The organism is Trinickia sp., from assembly GCF_051953955.1.
Taxonomy (GTDB): domain Bacteria; phylum Pseudomonadota; class Gammaproteobacteria; order Burkholderiales; family Burkholderiaceae; genus Trinickia.
Genome location: NZ_JBQCIF010000027.1, coordinates 13,006 through 30,920, shown reverse-complemented (window position 1 = coordinate 30,920; position 17,915 = coordinate 13,006). Strand labels below are relative to the sequence as shown.

Genomic DNA, 17,915 nt, shown 5'->3' with positions numbered 1-17,915 from the left:
CGCGCCGCCTTGCGCCGGCGCCACTACAATACGGCCATGACCGATACCCTTTTTCCTCCTCCGGACTCCGCCGCGGCGCCGAACGGCCGCGGGGACGACTGGCGCATCGATCGCGAACGGGCACGCGCGGGCGGCGCCGGTGCGGTTCCGTCCGAGGCGCTCGAAATCGTCGACGAGACGGCTTCGACCAACACCGACCTCATGGCTCGCATGAAGGCGCTGCCGCGCGAGCGCGCCGCGCTTGGCGTGCATGCCGTGCGCGCGGCCTACCGGCAAACAGCGGGGCGTGGGCGGCAAGGCCGCAGCTGGCATGCCACGCCGGGCCACGCACTGATGTTCTCGCTCGCCTGCGTGCTGCCGCGTCCGCTCGCGGGGCTCGCCGGGCTCAGTCTCGCCACCGGGGTCGCAGTCGCCGACGCACTTGCGTGCCTCGCCCCGGCGGAAGCGGCCCGATTCGCGCTCAAATGGCCGAACGACGTGCTGCTCGACGGACGCAAGCTCGTCGGCATCCTGATCGAGACGGCCTGGAGCACGGCGCACGCCAGCGCCGTCGTCATCGGCGTGGGCATCAACGTGCGCCACGACGAAGCGCTCGAAGCGGAGCTCGCAGCCGCCGCGGCAACGGTGCCCGCGCAGGCGCGTGCGACGCCGCCGGCCGCCCTCTCGCAGGCGCTGCCGAACGCGAATCTGACCGACACACTGGCGGTGACCGTCAAAGCGCTGACGGAAATGATCGAGCGCTTCGGCTCGTACGGGTTCGCGCCGTTCGCCGAGCGCTGGAACACATATCACGCCTACGCGGACAGGGAGGTCGTGCTGATCGAGAAAGGCGAGGAGATCGCGCGCGGCGTCGCGACGGGCGTGGACGGCTTGGGGCAATTGCTGCTCTCGACCGGCCGCGGCATGCAGGCGATCGCGACAGGCGACGTCTCGCTGCGGCTCGCCGGCGACAACGCGCCATGAGCGGGCGTGCGCCGTTCCTGCTGATCGACGCCGGCAACAGCCGCGTGAAATGGGCGCTCGCCGATCGACAAGGTGCTTTGCTGCGCAGCGGCGCCTTCGCGCATGGGCCGGGTGCCGAGCCCATCGACGATTCGGCGCATTCGCCACGCTCCACAAGTTCGGCAGGTTCGGCACACGCGGTGGCGCCTCCCGAGGCGGACGCGGACGCGCATACCGCGTGGGCGGAGCTTCCGGCACCGGTCGGAGCCTGGATTTCGAACGTCGCGGGGGAAGCCGTCGGCGAGCGGCTCGCCGCGTCGCTGGAAACGCATTGGCCGGGGTTGCCGCGCACGGTCGTGCGCGCACGCGAGCGGCAGTGCGGCGTCGTCAACGGCTATGGCGCGCCCGAGCGGCTCGGCAGCGACCGCTGGGCTGGCCTCATCGGCGCGCGCGCGGCGTTTCCGGGCGAGCCGCTCTTGATCGCGACGCTCGGCACCGCGACGACGCTCGAAGCGCTGACCGCCGACGGCCACTTCGTCGGCGGCATGATCTCGCCGGGATGGTCGCTGATGATGCGCTCGCTCGGCGAGCATACGGCGCAGTTGCCGATTCTGGCCGTCGATTCGGTCCGCACGCTGGTCGGCGATGCGCTCGCGCGGCATTGGTTCGCGGCCGATACGCGCCATGCGATCACCGCGGGCTCGCTGCTCGCGCAGGCGGGGCTCATCGAACGGGCGTGGCGAGAGCTCGGCCGCGCTTGGGGGGCGCCGGTGCGTCTCGTCGTCGGCGGCGGCGCGGCCGATGACGTGGCCGGCGCGCTCGACGTGCCTTACACGCGCCACGATACCCTCGTGCTATCGGGGCTCGCGCTGATCGCGGCCGAGGATGAAACCGTTGCTAGAGTTCGATCGAGACTGTGAACGATAAGGAGACGTGACGATGTTGCGTTGGCTGATCGCTATTTTGTTTCTCGCCAATCTGATCGCATTCGGCCTTGCGAGCGGCATGCTCGGGCCGCTGCCGGCCGCGGGCGACCGGGAACCGCATCATCTCGAGCGGCAAGTCCATCCCGAGTGGCTGAACGCTCGGCCCATTTCGGAGGCGCAGGCCGCCGAGCAAGCCGTCGTCGGCCTGCCGGACCCCATGCCGTCCATCCACACCGCTCCGCTCGGCGGATAGCGGGCCGCTCGGGATCGGCTGTCAGCCTGCAGCCGGCGTTGAAGAAACGATACGGGCTCGGTTAGATTGCTTCGTGAGTCGTCCGAGCCTCGCCCATTCTCCGAGGCCGCCCCGCCATGCCGGGCCCGCCTACGCGCTGCCCGCTTGCGAGCGCACCTTCTTCAGCAGCGCAGTCGTCGAGCGCTCGTGCTCGAACGCGATTGCGATCGCGTGCCCGCCCCAGCCACGGACGAGCGCCGATTCGGGCAGCGCATCCATATCGTAGTCGCCACCCTTGACGAGCACGTCGGGGCGCAACGCGCGAATCAGCTCGACGGGCGTTTGCTCGTCGAATCCGACGACCCAGTCGACACATTCGAGCGAAGCCAGCAGCGCCATCCGGTCGTCCTGGCAATTGATCGGCCGGTCGTCGCCTTTGCCGAGCGTGCGCACGGACGCGTCGCTGTTGACGCCGACGATGAGGCTCGCCCCGAGCGCCTTCGCCCGAGCGAGGTAGGTGACATGACCTCGATGCAGGATGTCGAACACGCCGTTCGTGAACACGACGGGAGCGGCAAGCGTCTCGCGCCGCGCCGCCAGCGCCTCGCGCGTGACGATCTTACGTTCGAACGGAACAGGGGAAGGGGACATGGAGAGCGCCATCCGATCGGCGCGAACCGTGCCGCGCCATGAGGGTGTCTTGAATGGAAAAAGCCCGCCGGCTCGAGAAGCGGCGCCTCTCGCCCCGACGGGCCTGCCGATGCGATCGGCTGCGTCAGGCCGCCTGATGCTCGGCCGAACCCGGGCCTTGCACGCGCGCCGAGACTTCCTTGCGGTAGCGGTTCAGTTCCTGCGCCGTCGTGAACGTGCGCTCGAACAGCAGCGACAAGTTGTGCAAGATCCGCTCGACGACCTTCTTCTCCCACCCGTCGTCGAAGCGAATCTGCTCGTCGAGCCAGCGCTCGAGCCATTCGGGATCGGGCAGCCGCGATTGGATCGTGTCGCGCGGGAACAAATCGCGATTGACGTGCAGGTTCGTGGGGTGCAGCGGCTTTTCCGTGCGGCGCGCCGATGCCATCAGGACGCCGATTTTCGAGAACGCCGCGCGCGCGACGTCGCCGCAATTGTTCAGCGCCTTCTTCATGTAGCGCAGATAGGCGCCGCCATGGCGCGCCTCATCGCGCGAAATCGTTTCATAGATGTGCTTGATCACGGGCTCCGTGTGCCATTCGGCGGCACGGCGATACCAGTGGTTCAGACGAATCTCGCCGCAGAAATGCAGCATCAGCGTCTCCAGCGGCGGCGCCGGATCGAATTCGAAGCGCACCGCGTGCAGCTCCGCTTCCGTCGGCACCATCTCGGGCTTGAAGCGGCGCAGATACTCCATTAGAACGAGCGAATGCTTTTGTTCCTCGAAGAACCAAACGCTCATGAACGCCGAGAAGTCACTGTCGTGATGGTTGTCGCGCAGGAACATCTCCGTCGCCGGCAGCGCCGACCACTCCGTGATCGCGTTCATCTTGATCGTCGTCGCTTGCTCGTCAGTCAGCAGCGAGGCGTCGAACTTGTCCCAGGGAATGTCCTTCTCCATGTCCCATCGGACCGATTCGAGCGATTTGTAAAGTTCCGGATAAAGCATGGTGTTCATAGGTCCCACCCCAGGTCTGCCCATTCCAACTGGTATGACGATTGCCTTCAGGGGCGATCGCAGATCGCGCCGGCGAGGCGAAAAGCACACAATTTTACGCTGCGATTACGCCCGTTCATTGACCCAACTCAAGGCCGGCGAGGCGGCGGAACGTCCGCGCGTGGAGGCATCGGCCGGCGCGAAGCGCCCCCGGACGATGATCGAACGCGGCGCCGCGCATCGCGCCGAGCCCCTTATCGACTCCGGCGGACGGCGGCAGGCGTGCCGCAATCATGATTATTCACTGTTCGCCCACGGAGCGTAATCTTTGAAATGATAGCATGCGCCGCCCGCGCAACAGCCGCCTCGGGAAAAGCGCGACGCGTTGCCGCAACGGTGCGCGGATAGTGCCGCAGCCCACGCTCAGCGGCCGGCGCGCGGCGCCTCTACGCCGACCGAAGCGCTCCCGGCGCCCACCGCTTTATCGTCGGTCAGCGCCGTACGGATCCATTCGGCCAGGCGCTCCCGCTGCGCCAGCGTGTCTCGAAAGCCGAGTTCGATCAACTCGTTCGCGAATTCGGCCTCGAACAGCAGGTAGCTCGCGAACGACGCGCCCGCGGCTCGATTGCCGCCGACGGCGCCGAGCAGCCCCCGCACCGTCAACGGCAAGCGCTTGAGGTGCCGCACGGCGATGAGCTCGATGCGCTCGCTCGGCGCGATCGGAAGCACGTCGACGTGACGCCAGCCGCTCTCGGGCTCCACCTGCTGCGGCAAGTGGCGAATCATGCGGTTGATGTGCTCGATGCGCTCGATGTCGGCACCGATCGAGTCGAGAAAAACGCTGGCCATCACTTGCTGCCCGATCTGGGCCAGCGAGGGATAGCCGCTTTCGAGGCCGGCCGCGGCCGGCACCTCGGGCCGCGGCGTCGCCGCGCCGAGCACGACGATGCGCTGCGCGCCGAAATGGATGGCGGGGCTCAGCGGCGCGATTTGCCGAATCGAGCCGTCGCCGAAGTATTCGGTGCAGCCGTCGAGCTCGAGCGGCACCGCCGGAAAGAGAAAAGGAATCGCGGCCGAAGCGAGCAGATGCGCGGGCGTGAGCGACACCATCCGTGCGCCGCGCTGTGCACGCCGCCACGACTGGATCGGCTCCTCCGCTTGGTAGAACGTCAAATGCCGGCCGCTCGAATAACTGAGCGCCGTGATCGACAGCGCGTGCAGCGCATGCGCATCGAGCATGTCGGCAATGCGCGCGAAGTCGAGCGCGCCGTGCAACAGCGCGGCAAGCGGGCTGTTGTCGAACAGTGCGCGCGGCGAGCGCCGCACCGCCCAGCCGAAGCTCATCGTCGCGAGCCAGCGCGCGCCGGCCGCCGCCACGCCGCGCCAGTCCGTGCGATAGACCTGCTGTGCGCGGATATGCGACCAAAAGTCGATGAGCCGGCTCACGCCGAGCGCGAAATCGTCGGCATGGCTCGCGATCGACGCTGCATTGATCGCGCCGGCCGAGGTCCCGCAGACGATCGTGAACGGCGACACGCGCGCGAGCGGTGCCGCCTCTTGCGCAATTTGCCCGAGCGCCTTGAGCGCTCCCACCTGGTATGCGGCGCGCGCGCCGCCCCCCATCAAGACCAACGCAAGCCGCACGGCGAGCAACCAAGAATGAGAGTTGAGCAAGCGCGCCGCGCGTTCGCCAACCGCAACGCGCGACGCCCCAAACACCGATCGCGGGACGTCATTTTTCCCCGCGCGTGGCGCCTGCGGCCGATCCCGACGCGCTCTTGCGAGCCGGCGGGCGCTTGGCCGCGGCCTTGGTGTTCGGCGAGCCGGCGGTGCCCGCCTTCTTCGGCGACGCAGGCTTGGCATCGGCATCGCCGCCGGATGCATCCGATGCATTCGACGTATCGGATGCGCCGGGCTGCGTCATCGCAAACGCGGCGAGCTGATTGAATTGCGACTGCAGCAGATTCCACCAGCCCGACGGATCGAATGCGGCGCCGCCGGGCGCGCCCTCTTGCGCATCGGACGGCGCGGCGCTGCCTGGCGCGTCGTCGGCCACGCCGGCGTTGCCGCTGCCGCTCTCGCCGGTGCCCGCATCATTGCGCTCCGCCGGCGAAGAGCTCGCCCAAGTGCCCCACGGCGACGATGCTTGCGTGCTCGCCGCCCCGGTGTCTTGCGCGCTCTGCGTCATCGAGGCCTGCGCGAACGCGCCGAACGCACGCAGCGTCGAGAGTGTCGCGCGCTGGACTTCGAGCGCCTGGATAGCCGACTGCAGCATGTTCAAATTGAGCTTGAGCCATTGCTCGACGGCGCGCAGATCGGTGATGCGCTTATCGAGCTCTTCGACGTTCATGAGCGGCGACATCATGTCCGACATCGCGGCCAGCGGCGCGCCGAAGCCCTGCGCGCTACCCGGCTGCATGCCCGGGAACGCCGCGCCGAACGGCGTGAGACGCATCATGTCCCACATGTTGTCGAGCATCTCGGCGGGCGGAAAACCAGGAAAGCCCGGGAATGGCGGTTTGCCGCCGGAGGTATCGGTCATCGAGTGCTCCTTCGATAGAGTAAAGCGAGGAAGACGAGAATCCGGGAAGATGCTCCGAGTCGTGCTCGGTCAGGAAAATCCATCGCCGCCGGGGAAATCGGGCGCACGCCGTTCGCGCAGCGAACGAATGCCTTCGCGCACGTCCGGCCCCGAGAAGCCCATGAATTCGAGCGCAAGCGACGTATCGAACGTGGGCCCCGCCATGCGCAGCCAATTGTTGAGCGCGTATTTCGTCCAGCGGATCGCGCTTTGCGAGCCTTGAGCAAGCCGCGTCGCCACCTCGAATGCCTTCGGCACGAGGTCGGCCGCGTCGACGGCCAGCGAGACGAGCCCGATCCGCTCGGCTTCGGCTCCGCTCACGGGCTCGCACAGCAGCAGGTGGTACTTAGCCTTTGCCATGCCGCACAGCAGCGGCCAAACGATGGCCGCATGATCGCCGGCCGCGACGCCCAAGCGCGTGTGCCCGTCGATGATCCGCGCGTCGTTCGCCGCGATCGAGACGTCGGCCAGCAAGCCGGCCACGAGCCCCGCGCCGACGGCCGGGCCATGCATCGCCGACACGATCGGCTTGCTGCAGTTGATGACGTTGTACACGAGATCGCGCGCCTCGCGCCACACGCGCGAGCGCACGTCGAAGCGATCGGCCATTTGCTCGACGAGGCCCAAGTCGCCGCCCGCCGAAAAGCCCTTGCCCTCGCCGCGAATCACCGCGACGCGTGTGGCCGGGTCGCGATCGACGTCACGCCAAATCTCGGCCAGCTCGCCATGCATGCGCTCGTCGGCCGCCGCCAGCGCGCTCTTGTTCATCCCCTCCCCGCTCATGACGACTTCGAGCACGCCATGCGGGTGGCGCCGCAAACGCAGCGAGCGGTAATGCGCGTAGAGAGCCAAGTCGTCGAGAGGGGTCGTGTCGGTCATCCGGGTCGGCTCCTGCACCAAGGGGTAGTCGACGGCGCGCCGCGGCGCCGCCCATCGTCAGTGTAGGCCCGCCGAAGCGACCCGGCATCAGGCCAAACCCGGCGCGCCGCCGTGCGTCACCGCGTGTGCTCCAGCGGGGCGATCGACTGCTCGATCGCCCCGAAGATCGACTTGCCGGACTCGTCGAACATTTCGATCTTGACCGTATCGCCGAACTTCATGAACTCCGTTTGCGGCGCGCCGTGCGCGATCGTCTCCAGACAGCGCTTTTCGGCAATGCAGCAGTAGCCGCGTTTTTCGTCCTTGTTCGAGACGGTGCCCGAGCCGACGATCGAGCCGGCGCGCAGGTTGCGCGTTTTCGCGGCGTGCGCGATGAGCTGGCCGAAGTGGAACACCATGTCGACACCGGCATCGGGCTGCCCCACCTTCTTGCCGTTCCAATGAACGATCATCGGCCGCTCGACGCGGCCCCCGCGCCAATGCTCGCCGAGCTCGTCGGGCGTCACGGCAACGGGCGAGAACGCCGTGGCGGGCTTGCTCTGAAAAAAGCCGAAGCCTTTCGCGAGCTCGGCCGGAATCAGGTTGCGCAGCGAAACGTCGTTGACGAGCATCAGCAAGCGCACGGCCTTGAGCGCCGCCTCGGGCGTCGTGGCCATCGGCACGTCGGACGTGACGACGGCAAGCTCTGCCTCGAAGTCGATGCCGAACGCCTCCGAGGCGCAGACGATGTCGTCGTGCGCCCCGAGAAAGTCGTCGCTGCCGCCTTGGTACATCAGCGGATCGGTCCAGAACTCGGGCGGCATCTCGGCACCGCGCGCGCGGCGAACGAGCTCGACGTGATTGACGTAGGCGGAGCCGTCCGCCCATTGGAACGCGCGCGGCAGCGGCGCCATGCAGTCCTTCGCCTCGAACGCGAAAGCATGGCGAGCGCGGCCTTGGTTGAGCGCATCGTAGACATCCGCTAGCTGCGGTGCGTAAAACGGCCAGTCGTCGAGCGCGCGCTGCAGCGTCGGCGCAATCCCGTCGGCGATGGCGGCCGTGCGCAGATCGCGCGAGACGACGATCAGCTGACCGTCGCGTGAACCGTCTTTGAGCGTGGCAAGTTTCATTGGCGAGGATCGAAGCCGTAGTGGGATGACGATGAAAGGAATCTATTTTACGATGGTGAACACGCGGCGCGGTTCGCCCTTGCGCGTTGCCCCTCGCACGCCGTCGATAGGGCCTGCACCGCCCCCCTCGTTCACGCCGCCTTCGGCCGTTGTCATTCACTGCACTGCTCGCCCATGTCCGCCAATCACGCCCCCTCCCCCGACACGCTCGATCCCGCGCTCGCCGAATCGGCCGACGCGCTCGACGAAGCCGCCGACGGCGAGGAGAAGGTGCGCTTGGGGATTCAGTCGATCGAAGTCGGCTTTCGCCTGCTCGAGGTGCTGACGAGCGAACCGCGCGCGATGATGTTGCGCGATCTCGCCAAGCGCGCGCAGATGAGCCCCGCGAAGGCGCATCGTTACCTCGTGAGCTTCCTGCGCCTGGGCCTCGTGGCGCAGGACCCGGTCTCGGGCCGTTACGAGCTCGGCGGCTTCGCGCTGCAGATGGGGCTCGCGCGGCTCGCGCGCGTGGACGGCGTCAAGCTCGCTCGGCTCGCGCTCGGCGAGCTGCGCGATCGGCTCGACGTGACGGTCGGCATCGCCGTCTGGGGTAACCTCGGGCCGACCGTCGTCCATTGGACGGAGTCGAGCCACCCGGCGAAAGCGTCGCTCAAGCTCGGCGACGTCATGCCGTTGCTCGGCTCGGCCACGGGGTTGCTGTTCGCCGCCTACCTTCCGCGCGGCAAGACTCAGGCGATGATCGAGCGTGAACTGACCGATTCGCGGCGCTCCGCGCATGCGACGGGGCCGCGCAGCGAAGCTGCGCTCGAACGCGTGCTGAGCGAGGTGCGCGCGCACGGCGCCGCGCGCGTGGCGGGCATGCTGCTCCCGACGATTCACGCTTTTTGCATGCCGGTATTCGATGCCTCGGGTGATCTCGCGCTCGGACTGATCGCGCTCGGACACGAAGGCGCATTCGATCTGTCTTGGGATGGCGAAATCGCCGTCGCGCTCAAAGCGTGCGCGGAAAAGCTTTCCTACGAGCTCGGCTTCAGCGGGACGCCGCGGTAACCCGCTGTAACGATTGGCGGATCGAGGCGTTTCGCCCTGCGTCAGCGCGCCGCTCCGTTTGCGGGCATCATGCAAGCTTGGCCGTGTTTTTCGTTTGCCTTTGCGCCCACGTTCCGTCGTTTCACCGCTTCAAAGGTCATCGCTCGACCGATGATCGAACACACCGCCATGTCGTCCTCGCTCTGTTCCGCCGCCCCCCATGTCGGACCCGCCGCCCGCGGGACGCGCCGCCGTGCGTGGCGCTGGGGCGCGGCGCTGGCCGCCGCCATGGCATTGCACGGCATGGGCGTCCTTTGGTTCGCGCGGCATCGCGACATGTTCGCGCAAGAGAAGGTGGAGCCGCCCGTGCAAGTGGCGCTGCTGACGCCGCAGCCTATCGCGCGGGACACGGCGCGCGCGGCGCCGCGCCGCCCTGCTGCGCCCGCTCGATCGGCAGCCACTGGGCACGCCGATGGGCAAGTGCCGGTCCTCCATGCGCTGACGCCCAGGCACGCCCCCTCCGATCCCGCGGAAAAGGCCGGCAAGGCCGAAAATGCCGAAGCCGCCGAAGCAGCAAGCGAAGCCGGCGACGCGGCGACACCCGCCGAACGGGCTTCGAGCGCGGCGGGCGCTTCCGCAGCCGCGGCGCCCGCACAAGCGAGCACCGCGCAAGCGGGCGTTCGCTTCTCGGTACCCCCGTCGGGCGACCTGCACTACAACACGTTTTACAACGGAGTGGAAAACGCGCCAGGGACGATCCACTGGTCGAGCGACGGCAACGGATACGAAATGGTCGTGTCCGTGCCCCTGCCGTTCGTGGGCACGTTCTCTTACGAAAGCGACGGCCGCATCGACGCGTTCGGCCTGGCCCCCGAGCGCTACGTCGAAAAGCGTGGGCGCCGCCCCGAAGACGTTACGACGTTCGACCGTGCGGCCAAGCGCATCGGCTTCTCGAGAACGAGCACGACGCTTGCGCTGCCCGATGGCGCGCAAGATCGCTTCAGCATGGTGATGCAACTCGCAAGCCTCGTGCGCGGCGATCCTGCAGCCTACCGCAGCGGCGTGACCCGGGCGTTTTACGTGGCCGACAACGATAGCGGCGAGCTTTGGCCGATCGAAACGATCGGCGACGAATCGATCCAGACGCCCGAAGGCTATATCGAAGCGCGCCACTTCATGAGATTGCCGCGGCACGAAGGGGATCGGCGTCGGATCGACGTCTGGCTGGCGCCCTCGCTCGGCTGGCTGCCCGCGCGGATCGTACAGACCGAGCCGAACGGCTCGCAAATCGAGCTGTTGTGGCGCGGACCGCTCCGGGCTCCGGCACCGGGCGCGGAAAATGCGTCGGAGACGGGTAAGACACCGGATGACTCGTCCGATGCCCCGAAGGCCGAGCGAGGAGCGGCGGCGAACGGGCCGGCGCGCGAGCACCCCTAAATCAGCCGCCCGCGCGTGCCGTTATCAGGTGTATCGAGGCACACGGACGATCCTCGATGTTTTCCCTTGCCGCTCGAACGTTTTGCATGGTTGGGGTCTAACTTACAGGTGCACGTAGGGACATCGGTGCAGGTTGACGGCGCGAATATCGAAGGCGAAGCGCTGAGATACGTGACGAACGGGCGCGCGAACATTTAGTAGCAATGTTCCAACCCGTTTTAAGCGCCGTTTAAGCCCCACCCCTTGAAATTCCATGCAACGCGCTCCACGTACTGGGCGGAAAACGGCCAGGAGCCAATCGGAATAAGGAGTGTCGCCATGCAAATGATCTACAACAGCCCTAACTATTGTGTCGTCGAGTTCGCACCGCAAGTGGACCACCTGGCGATGAACGCAGGCGGCTACGAAATCGTGGACAAGAATACGCAGCGCGAGATCTTCATCGACGGCGCAATGGCGGCACAGTTCCGCGAACACGTCCGCAAGCTGATCGAGGAAGAACCCACGCTCGACGAAGTCGACGAATTTCTCGGCCAATTCGACAGCCTCATGACGCAGCCCGTCGTGCTTCACTGACGCACCCAAGCCGCGAGGCGGCACGGCATCTTCATCGAGCCCCGTCCGGCGTGCCGGATGGGGTTTTCTTTTGCTCAGGCGGGCTGTGATACGGCTGCGATACGAGCTGCGGCTGCCCGCTCCGGCAGGCGGGCGCGGCAGCCGCTACAATACGAGCTTCCCCGATTACGCACCGAGCCCGCTCGCCATGAATCCGCCCGCCGCTTCCGCCCCATCGCCCGCCACCGGCACGCATTACACGCGAGGCGCAGCGCTGCCCGCGCTGCTCGCCTCGCGCATCATGATCCTGGACGGTGCGATGGGCACGATGATCCAGCGCTACAAGCTCGACGAAGCGCGCTATCGGGGCGAGCGCTTCAAGGATTTCGGACGCGACGTGAAGGGCAACAATGAGTTGCTCTCGATTACGCAGCCGCAAATCATCGGGGAGATTCACGAGCAGTATCTGGCCGCAGGCGCCGACATCATCGAAACGAACACGTTCGGCGCCACCACGGTGGCTCAGGCCGACTACGGGATGGAGTCGATCGTGCGCGAGATGAATCTCGAATCGGCCAAGCTCGCGCGCGCGGCCTGCGACAAATATTCGACGCCCGACAAGCCGCGCTTCGTCGCGGGCGCGATCGGGCCGACGCCGAAAACGGCGAGCATCTCGCCCGACGTGAACGATCCCGGCGCGCGCAACGTGACGTTCGACGAGTTGCGCGCGTCGTACTACGAGCAGGCGCAAGCGCTGCTCGACGGCGGTGCGGACCTGTTCCTCGTCGAGACGATTTTCGACACGCTGAACGCGAAGGCCGCCCTGTTCGCGCTCGACGAGCTGTTCGAGCACACGGGTGAAGTGCTGCCCGTCATGATTTCGGGCACCGTGACCGACGCCTCGGGCCGTATCCTCTCGGGGCAGACGGTCGAAGCGTTCTGGAATTCGCTGCGCCATGCGAAGCCGCTGACGTTCGGCCTGAATTGCGCGCTCGGCGCCGCGTTGATGCGCCCGTACATCGCCGAGCTCGCCAAGCTTTGCGATACCTACGTGTCGTGCTACCCGAACGCCGGCCTGCCGAACCCCATGAGCGACACAGGCTTCGACGAAATGCCTGAGGACACGTCTCGGCAGTTGAAGGAATTCGCGCAGGCGGGGCTCGTGAATCTCGCGGGCGGCTGCTGCGGCACGACCCCGGAGCACATTGCGGCAATCGCCAAAGCGCTGAGCGGCGTGAAGCCGCGCGCGTGGGCAAACTATCGCGACGCGGCTTGATGCAGGCGCACCGCCGCAGCTTTGTCCCGCGCTAACGCCATCCATCGACGACAACCATGACCGAACACATGATGCGCCTTGCCGGCCTCGAGCCGTTTAACGTCGCCGCTGGCGCGCTCTTCATCAACGTCGGCGAACGCACGAACGTCACGGGCTCGAAGGCGTTCGCGCGCATGATCCTGAACGGCCAGTTCGACGAAGCGCTCGCCGTTGCGCGCCAGCAAGTCGAGAACGGCGCGCAGATCATCGACATCAACATGGACGAAGCGATGCTCGATTCGAAAGCGGCCATGGTGCGCTTTCTGAATCTGATCGCGTCGGAGCCCGACATCGCCCGCGTGCCGATCATGATCGACTCGTCGAAGTGGGAGGTGATCGAGGCCGGCCTCAAATGCGTGCAGGGCAAGGCGATCGTCAACTCGATCTCGCTGAAGGAAGGCGAAGACGCATTCCGCCATCATGCACGGCTCATTCGCCGCTATGGCGCCGCGGCCGTCGTCATGGCGTTCGACGAAACGGGCCAGGCCGATACGTTCGAGCGCAAGACTCAGATCTGCGCGCGTTCGTACCGCATCCTCGTCGACGAAGTGGGCTTCGAGCCCGAAGACATCATCTTCGACCCGAACATCTTCGCGATCGCGACGGGCATCGAGGAGCACAACAACTACGCCGTCGATTTCATCGAGGCCACGCGCTGGATCAAGCAGAACCTGCCCTACGCAAAAGTGAGCGGGGGCGTGTCGAACGTCTCGTTCTCGTTCCGCGGCAACGACCCGGTGCGCGAAGCGATTCATACGGTGTTCCTCTATCACGCGATTCAAGCCGGGATGGACATGGGCATCGTCAATGCCGGCCAGCTCGGCGTCTACGCCGACCTCGACACCGAGCTGCGCGAGCGCGTGGAGGACGTGATCCTTAACCGTCGCGCCGATGGCACCGACCGCCTGCTCGAGATCGCCGACAAGTTCAAGACGGGTGCGGCCAAGAAGGAAGAGAACCTCGAATGGCGTAATCAAGGCGTCGAGGCGCGGCTTGCCCACGCGCTCGTGCACGGCATCACGAACTTCATCGTCGAAGATACGGAAGAAGCACGCCAAAAGATTCACGCGGCGGGCGGACGGCCGATCAACGTGATCGAAGGGCCGCTGATGGACGGCATGAACATCGTCGGCGACTTGTTCGGCCAGGGCAAGATGTTCCTGCCGCAGGTGGTCAAATCGGCACGCGTGATGAAGCAAGCGGTCGCGCATTTGATTCCGTTCATCGAAGAGGAAAAGAAGAAGCTCGCAGAAGCAGGCGGCGACGTGCGCGCGAAGGGCAAGATCGTCATCGCCACCGTGAAGGGCGACGTCCACGACATCGGCAAGAACATCGTCTCGGTCGTGCTCCAGTGCAACAACTTCGAAGTCGTCAACATGGGCGTCATGGTCCCGTGCAACGAGATCCTCGCCAAAGCGAAGGTCGAAGGCGCGGACATCGTCGGCTTGTCGGGGCTCATCACGCCGAGCCTCGAGGAGATGGCCTACGTGGCCTCGGAAATGCAGCGCGACGAATACTTCCGCATCAAGAAGATTCCGCTCTTGATCGGCGGCGCGACGACTTCTCGCGTGCATACCGCCGTCAAGATCGCACCGCACTACGAAGGGCCCGTCGTTTATGTGCCCGACGCGTCGCGCTCGGTATCGGTCGCCTCGAATTTGCTCTCCGACGAAGGCGCGGCGAAGTATCTAGACGACCTGAAGTCCGAGTACGACCGCATCCGCCAGCAGCACGCGAACAAGAAGGCGCAGCCGATGGTGACGCTGAGCGAGGCGCGCGCCAATAAAGCCAAGATCGATTGGGCCGCCTATCGGCCCGCGAAGCCCGCGTTCATCGGCCGCCGCGTGTTCAGGAACTATGATCTGAACGAGTTGGCCCAGTACATCGACTGGGGGCCGCTCTTTCAAACATGGGACCTCGCCGGTCCGTATCCCGCTATTCTCAATGACGAAATCGTCGGCGAATCGGCGCGGCGCGTGTTCTCCGACGCCAAATCGATGCTCGCGCGCCTGATCACGGGCCGCTGGCTGACGGCGAGCGGCGTGATCGCGCTGCTGCCCGCGAACACGGTCGGCGGCGACGACATCGAGATCTACACGGACGACTCGCGCACGCAGGTGGCGCTCACTTGGCACAACCTGCGCCAGCAAAGCGTGCGTCCCGTCGTGGACGGCGTGATGCGGCCGAATCGCTCGCTCGCCGACTTCATCGCGCCCAAGGACTCTGGCGTGGCCGATTACATCGGCATGTTCGCCGTGACGGCCGGGCTCGGCGTCGAGGCGAAGGAAAAGCAATTCCTGGCCGATCTCGACGATTACAGCGCGATCATGTTCAAGGCGCTCGCCGATCGCTTGGCCGAAGCGTTCGCCGAAGCGATGCACGCGCGCGTGCGGCGCGAGTTCTGGGGCTATGCGAAGGACGAGACGCTCGACAACGACGCACTGATCGCCGAGCAATATGCCGGCATCCGTCCGGCCCCCGGCTACCCGGCCTGCCCCGACCATCTGGTCAAGCGCGATCTGTTCGCCGCGCTCAAGGCCGACGAAGTCGGAATGACGGTGACCGAATCGCTTGCGATGCTGCCAGCGGCGAGCGTCTCGGGCTTTTACATCGCGCATCCGGAAAGCCGCTACTTCTCGGTCGGCAAGATCGGCCGCGATCAAGTGGAAGACTTCGCGAAGCGCAACGCCATTGCGATGTCCGATGCTGAGCGTGCGCTGGCACCGCTGCTCTGAGCCCCATCCCATCGGACGAACGCCCGCCGCCAACGGACGCGACACAATGCAAAAGCCCGGTTCACGCCACTGCGCGTGAACCGGGCTTTTTTCTGATCAAAGCGGCAACGCTTACGGTGCCGCCGGCTGCGTGCGCGTCAGCGCACCGTTCACACGCCCCAAAGGACGTCCGCGTTTTCGCGCTGCGCTTCGCGCAGCATGTCGAGGAACGGATACGCCCGCTGCGCGAGGCCGATCGGCAACTCGTGCGGCTCGTGCCCCTCTTCGCCTTCGTGGAAGTGTCCCTCGTGCTCGGCAATCTCGCGCTTGTCCGTCACGATCGCCGCCTCGAGTTTCGAGATCGCCTGGGGCAGTTCGTCGCGAGTGATCACGCCGCGCGCACCCAGGTGCTTGCCGACGATGCCGACGAGGTATTGCGCCAGATTTTCGAGCATGACGACGTCTGGCGCCGCACGACATTTGAATGTAATCAACATGATGAACCCATTTCCTTCGTTTTGTTTACTACACCTGACGGCGAGATGACATCGCTTGCCGAAACCTGCGCGGCCCGCGCCGAGCCCCGCACGCCGCGCGCCACCTCGCCGGCGCCTCATGAAGACATATTAGCACCTGCTAAAATCCGCCTAGACACAAACACGCGCGCGCCCGCCAATGCGAGCGCGAATGCGGCGGGCATCGCCCGCCCGCCATTGCGCCAACCCCTCGCGTCCGCCCAGCGGATTGCCACAGCCGACCGTACCGAAACAGCATGCTGCCCGCACACAAACAGAGTCTCGAAGCCTTGCTCGCCGCCGGCGTCAAGCAAGTGGTCGCCGAATCGAACGGCGATGCCGCCGGCCTACCCGCCATCGGGCTCGAACGCCCGAAGGCCGCGGCGCATGGCGACGTCGCCTGCAACGTCGCCATGCAGTTGGCCAAGCCGCTGCAGAAAAACCCACGCGAACTGGCCCAACGCATCGTCGATGCGCTGCTCGCCCAGCCGGCAGCGAAAGACTTGATCGACGCAGCCGAGATCGCCGGTCCCGGCTTCATCAACCTGCGCCTGACGGCGAAGGCCAAGCAGGCCGTCGTCGCCGCCGTCATGGCCGAAGGCGCCGGTTTCGGACATTCGACGCACGGCGCCGGCAAGCGCGTGCTCGTCGAGTTCGTTTCCGCGAACCCGACGGGGCCGCTGCACCTCGGCCACGGCCGCCAAGCCGCGCTCGGCGATGCGCTGGCGAACGTCATCGCGAGCCAAGGCCATGCCGTGCACCGCGAGTTCTACTACAACGACGCCGGCGTTCAGATCAGCAACCTGGCCGTCTCGACGCAAGCGCGCGCGAAGGGCCTCAAACCCGGCGACGCCGGCTGGCCCGAAGCGGCCTACAACGGCGAGTACATCGCCGACATCGCACGCGACTACATGAACGGCGAGACGGTCGTGGCCAAGGATGGCGAACCCGTCAAGGGCACGGGCGACATCGACGACCTCGATGCGATCCGCAAATTCGCCGTGGCCTATCTGCGCCACGAGCAAGACATGGACTTGCAAGCGTTCGGCGTGAAGTTCGACCAGTACTACCTCGAATCGTCGCTGTACACGGAAGGGCGCGTCGCCAAAACGGTCGACGCGCTGATCGGCACGGGCAAGACGTTCGAGCAAGAAGGCGCATTGTGGCTGCGCACGACCGAATACGGCGACGACAAAGACCGCGTCATGCGCAAGTCGGATGGGACCTACACCTATTTCGTGCCCGACGTCGCCTATCACGTCACGAAGTGGGAACGCGGCTTTGCGAAGGTCATCAACGTCCAGGGCTCGGACCATCACGGCACGATCGCGCGCGTGCGCGCGGGCCTGCAGGCGCTCGGCGTCGGCATCCCGAAGGGCTATCCCGACTACGTGCTGCACAAGATGGTCACGGTCATGCGCGACGGCCAGGAAGTGAAGATCTCCAAGCGCGCGGGCAGCTACGTGACCGTGCGCGACCTCATCGAATGGTCGGGCGGCGCCGCGCCAGGGCAGGAGGCCGCGCCCGACTTGCTCGACGAGGCCACGATCACGCGCGGACGCGATGCGGTGCGGTTCTTCCTCATCTCGCGCAAGGCCGATACGGAATTCGTGTTCGACGTCGATCTCGCGCTGAAGCAAAACGACGAGAATCCCGTCTACTACGTCCAATACGCGCATGCGCGGATCTGCTCGATCCTGACCGAATGGAAAGCACGCTTCGGCGGCGACGAGGCGACGCTGCCGCAGGTGGACGTTTCGGTGCTCACGAGCGTGCGCGCCATGTCTCTGATGCACAAGCTCGCCGAATATCCGGACATGCTCACGCATGCCGCACAGGAGCTCGCACCGCACGCGATCGCGTTCTATCTGCGCGAGCTCGCCGGTGAGTTTCACTCGTTCTACAATGCCGAGCGCGTGCTGGTCGACTCGCCATCGGAGCGCGACGCGCGAATCGCCCTGCTGGCGGCCACGCGTCAAGTGCTCGCCAACGGCCTCGCGATGATCGGGGTCTCGTCTCCGGCGAAGATGTAACTGTAACGATCCCCCACGTTC

General features: G+C 66.2%; 15 protein-coding genes and 1 pseudogene. 9 read left to right on the top strand and 7 right to left on the bottom strand.

Translation table 11 applies throughout. From position 1 onward, the window contains the following. Nucleotides 1-36 precede the first annotated feature (36 nt). The 3 genes from ACTHNZ_RS05685 to ACTHNZ_RS05675 are packed head-to-tail and all read left to right on the top strand — an operon-like array spanning nucleotide 37 to nucleotide 2,121. Nucleotides 37-963: a biotin--[acetyl-CoA-carboxylase] ligase gene (locus ACTHNZ_RS05685; RefSeq protein WP_440541523.1), complete on the top strand. Its 927-nt coding sequence runs from the start codon at nucleotides 37-39 to the stop codon at nucleotides 961-963. Then, entirely contained in the window at nucleotides 960-1,862 is a 903-nt protein-coding gene (locus ACTHNZ_RS05680) for a type III pantothenate kinase (protein ID WP_440541522.1), read from the top strand. The genes ACTHNZ_RS05685 and ACTHNZ_RS05680 overlap by 4 nt, the downstream gene beginning before the upstream one ends. 19 nt (nucleotides 1,863-1,881) lie before the next feature. Continuing rightward, entirely contained in the window at nucleotides 1,882-2,121 is a 240-nt protein-coding gene (locus ACTHNZ_RS05675; RefSeq protein WP_440541521.1) for a hypothetical protein, read from the top strand. Between the two features lie 129 nt (nucleotides 2,122-2,250). Here ACTHNZ_RS05675 and rfaE2 read toward each other — a convergent pair whose 3' ends face one another. The 6 genes from rfaE2 to ACTHNZ_RS05645 all read right to left on the bottom strand — a co-directional run bounded on the left by rfaE2 (nucleotide 2,251) and on the right by ACTHNZ_RS05645 (nucleotide 8,296). Further along, the gene (rfaE2, locus tag ACTHNZ_RS05670) at nucleotides 2,251-2,751 is read right to left on the bottom strand and encodes a D-glycero-beta-D-manno-heptose 1-phosphate adenylyltransferase (protein ID WP_440541520.1); all 501 of its coding nucleotides are present in this window, start codon (nucleotides 2,749-2,751) and stop codon (nucleotides 2,251-2,253) included. A gap of 124 nt (nucleotides 2,752-2,875) precedes the next feature. Beyond that, on the bottom strand, nucleotides 2,876-3,739 hold the full coding sequence (locus ACTHNZ_RS05665; RefSeq protein ID WP_440541536.1) for a ferritin-like domain-containing protein: 864 nt from the start codon (nucleotides 3,737-3,739) through the stop codon (nucleotides 2,876-2,878). 411 nt (nucleotides 3,740-4,150) lie between these two features. Next, nucleotides 4,151-5,371: a patatin-like phospholipase family protein gene (locus tag ACTHNZ_RS05660; protein ID WP_440541535.1), complete on the bottom strand. Its 1,221-nt coding sequence runs from the start codon at nucleotides 5,369-5,371 to the stop codon at nucleotides 4,151-4,153. Between the two features lie 88 nt (nucleotides 5,372-5,459). Continuing rightward, nucleotides 5,460-6,269 carry a PhaM family polyhydroxyalkanoate granule multifunctional regulatory protein gene (locus ACTHNZ_RS05655; RefSeq protein WP_440541519.1) on the bottom strand — a complete coding sequence of 270 codons (810 nt, stop codon included), beginning with the start codon at nucleotides 6,267-6,269 and terminating at the stop codon, nucleotides 5,460-5,462. A 69-nt stretch (nucleotides 6,270-6,338) separates the two neighbouring features. Further along, nucleotides 6,339-7,187: an enoyl-CoA hydratase/isomerase family protein gene (locus tag ACTHNZ_RS05650; RefSeq protein ID WP_440541518.1), complete on the bottom strand. Its 849-nt coding sequence runs from the start codon at nucleotides 7,185-7,187 to the stop codon at nucleotides 6,339-6,341. 116 nt (nucleotides 7,188-7,303) lie between these two features. Continuing rightward, nucleotides 7,304-8,296 (bottom strand): fumarylacetoacetate hydrolase family protein, encoded by a 993-nt coding sequence (locus ACTHNZ_RS05645; RefSeq protein WP_440541517.1) that lies wholly within the window; start codon nucleotides 8,294-8,296, stop codon nucleotides 7,304-7,306. A gap of 174 nt (nucleotides 8,297-8,470) precedes the next feature. On the opposite strand from ACTHNZ_RS05645, the gene ACTHNZ_RS05640 reads away from it, so the two are divergent. From ACTHNZ_RS05640 to metH, 5 genes and pseudogenes are all read left to right on the top strand, one after another. Continuing rightward, complete coding sequence (locus ACTHNZ_RS05640; RefSeq protein ID WP_440541516.1) at nucleotides 8,471-9,346, top strand: IclR family transcriptional regulator; 876 nt, start codon at nucleotides 8,471-8,473, stop codon at nucleotides 9,344-9,346. Nucleotides 9,347-9,496: 150 nt separating this feature from the next. Further along, the gene (locus ACTHNZ_RS05635) at nucleotides 9,497-10,762 is read left to right on the top strand and encodes a DUF3108 domain-containing protein (RefSeq protein WP_440541515.1); all 1,266 of its coding nucleotides are present in this window, start codon (nucleotides 9,497-9,499) and stop codon (nucleotides 10,760-10,762) included. A gap of 318 nt (nucleotides 10,763-11,080) precedes the next feature. Then, nucleotides 11,081-11,338, top strand: coding sequence for a BTH_I0359 family protein (locus tag ACTHNZ_RS05630; protein ID WP_440541514.1), 258 nt, complete (start codon nucleotides 11,081-11,083; stop codon nucleotides 11,336-11,338). 187 nt (nucleotides 11,339-11,525) lie between these two features. Further along, nucleotides 11,526-12,593, top strand: coding sequence for a homocysteine S-methyltransferase family protein (locus tag ACTHNZ_RS05625; protein ID WP_440541513.1), 1,068 nt, complete (start codon nucleotides 11,526-11,528; stop codon nucleotides 12,591-12,593). A 50-nt stretch (nucleotides 12,594-12,643) separates the two neighbouring features. Then, a pseudogene (metH, locus tag ACTHNZ_RS05620) lies at nucleotides 12,644-15,367 on the top strand (methionine synthase); the annotation flags it as partial. Between the two features lie 149 nt (nucleotides 15,368-15,516). Here the strand turns inward: metH and ACTHNZ_RS05615 are convergent. Beyond that, complete coding sequence (locus tag ACTHNZ_RS05615) at nucleotides 15,517-15,843, bottom strand: DUF1840 domain-containing protein (protein ID WP_440541512.1); 327 nt, start codon at nucleotides 15,841-15,843, stop codon at nucleotides 15,517-15,519. Nucleotides 15,844-16,118: 275 nt separating this feature from the next. Here ACTHNZ_RS05615 and argS point away from each other — a divergent pair, with 275 nt between their 5' ends. Next, nucleotides 16,119-17,894 carry an arginine--tRNA ligase gene (gene argS, locus ACTHNZ_RS05610; protein ID WP_440541511.1) on the top strand — a complete coding sequence of 592 codons (1,776 nt, stop codon included), beginning with the start codon at nucleotides 16,119-16,121 and terminating at the stop codon, nucleotides 17,892-17,894. The last annotated feature ends 21 nt before the right edge of the window (nucleotides 17,895-17,915 follow it).

What these genes read in the sequence shown, in the direction of transcription:
- ACTHNZ_RS05685 (WP_440541523.1), top strand. Translation starts at nt 37, where the DNA reads ATGACCGATACCCTTTTTCCTCCTCCGGACTCCGCCGCGGCGCCGAAC.
- ACTHNZ_RS05680 (WP_440541522.1), top strand. Translation starts at nt 960, where the DNA reads ATGAGCGGGCGTGCGCCGTTCCTGCTGATCGACGCCGGCAACAGCCGC.
- ACTHNZ_RS05675 (WP_440541521.1), top strand. Translation starts at nt 1,882, where the DNA reads ATGTTGCGTTGGCTGATCGCTATTTTGTTTCTCGCCAATCTGATCGCA.
- rfaE2 (WP_440541520.1), bottom strand. Translation starts at nt 2,751, where the DNA reads ATGTCCCCTTCCCCTGTTCCGTTCGAACGTAAGATCGTCACGCGCGAG.
- ACTHNZ_RS05665 (WP_440541536.1), bottom strand. Translation starts at nt 3,739, where the DNA reads ATGCTTTATCCGGAACTTTACAAATCGCTCGAATCGGTCCGATGGGAC.
- ACTHNZ_RS05655 (WP_440541519.1), bottom strand. Translation starts at nt 6,269, where the DNA reads ATGACCGATACCTCCGGCGGCAAACCGCCATTCCCGGGCTTTCCTGGT.
- ACTHNZ_RS05650 (WP_440541518.1), bottom strand. Translation starts at nt 7,187, where the DNA reads ATGACCGACACGACCCCTCTCGACGACTTGGCTCTCTACGCGCATTAC.
- ACTHNZ_RS05645 (WP_440541517.1), bottom strand. Translation starts at nt 8,296, where the DNA reads ATGAAACTTGCCACGCTCAAAGACGGTTCACGCGACGGTCAGCTGATC.
- ACTHNZ_RS05640 (WP_440541516.1), top strand. Translation starts at nt 8,471, where the DNA reads ATGTCCGCCAATCACGCCCCCTCCCCCGACACGCTCGATCCCGCGCTC.
- ACTHNZ_RS05635 (WP_440541515.1), top strand. Translation starts at nt 9,497, where the DNA reads ATGATCGAACACACCGCCATGTCGTCCTCGCTCTGTTCCGCCGCCCCC.
- ACTHNZ_RS05630 (WP_440541514.1), top strand. Translation starts at nt 11,081, where the DNA reads ATGCAAATGATCTACAACAGCCCTAACTATTGTGTCGTCGAGTTCGCA.
- ACTHNZ_RS05625 (WP_440541513.1), top strand. Translation starts at nt 11,526, where the DNA reads ATGAATCCGCCCGCCGCTTCCGCCCCATCGCCCGCCACCGGCACGCAT.
- ACTHNZ_RS05615 (WP_440541512.1), bottom strand. Translation starts at nt 15,843, where the DNA reads ATGTTGATTACATTCAAATGTCGTGCGGCGCCAGACGTCGTCATGCTC.
- argS (WP_440541511.1), top strand. Translation starts at nt 16,119, where the DNA reads ATGCTGCCCGCACACAAACAGAGTCTCGAAGCCTTGCTCGCCGCCGGC.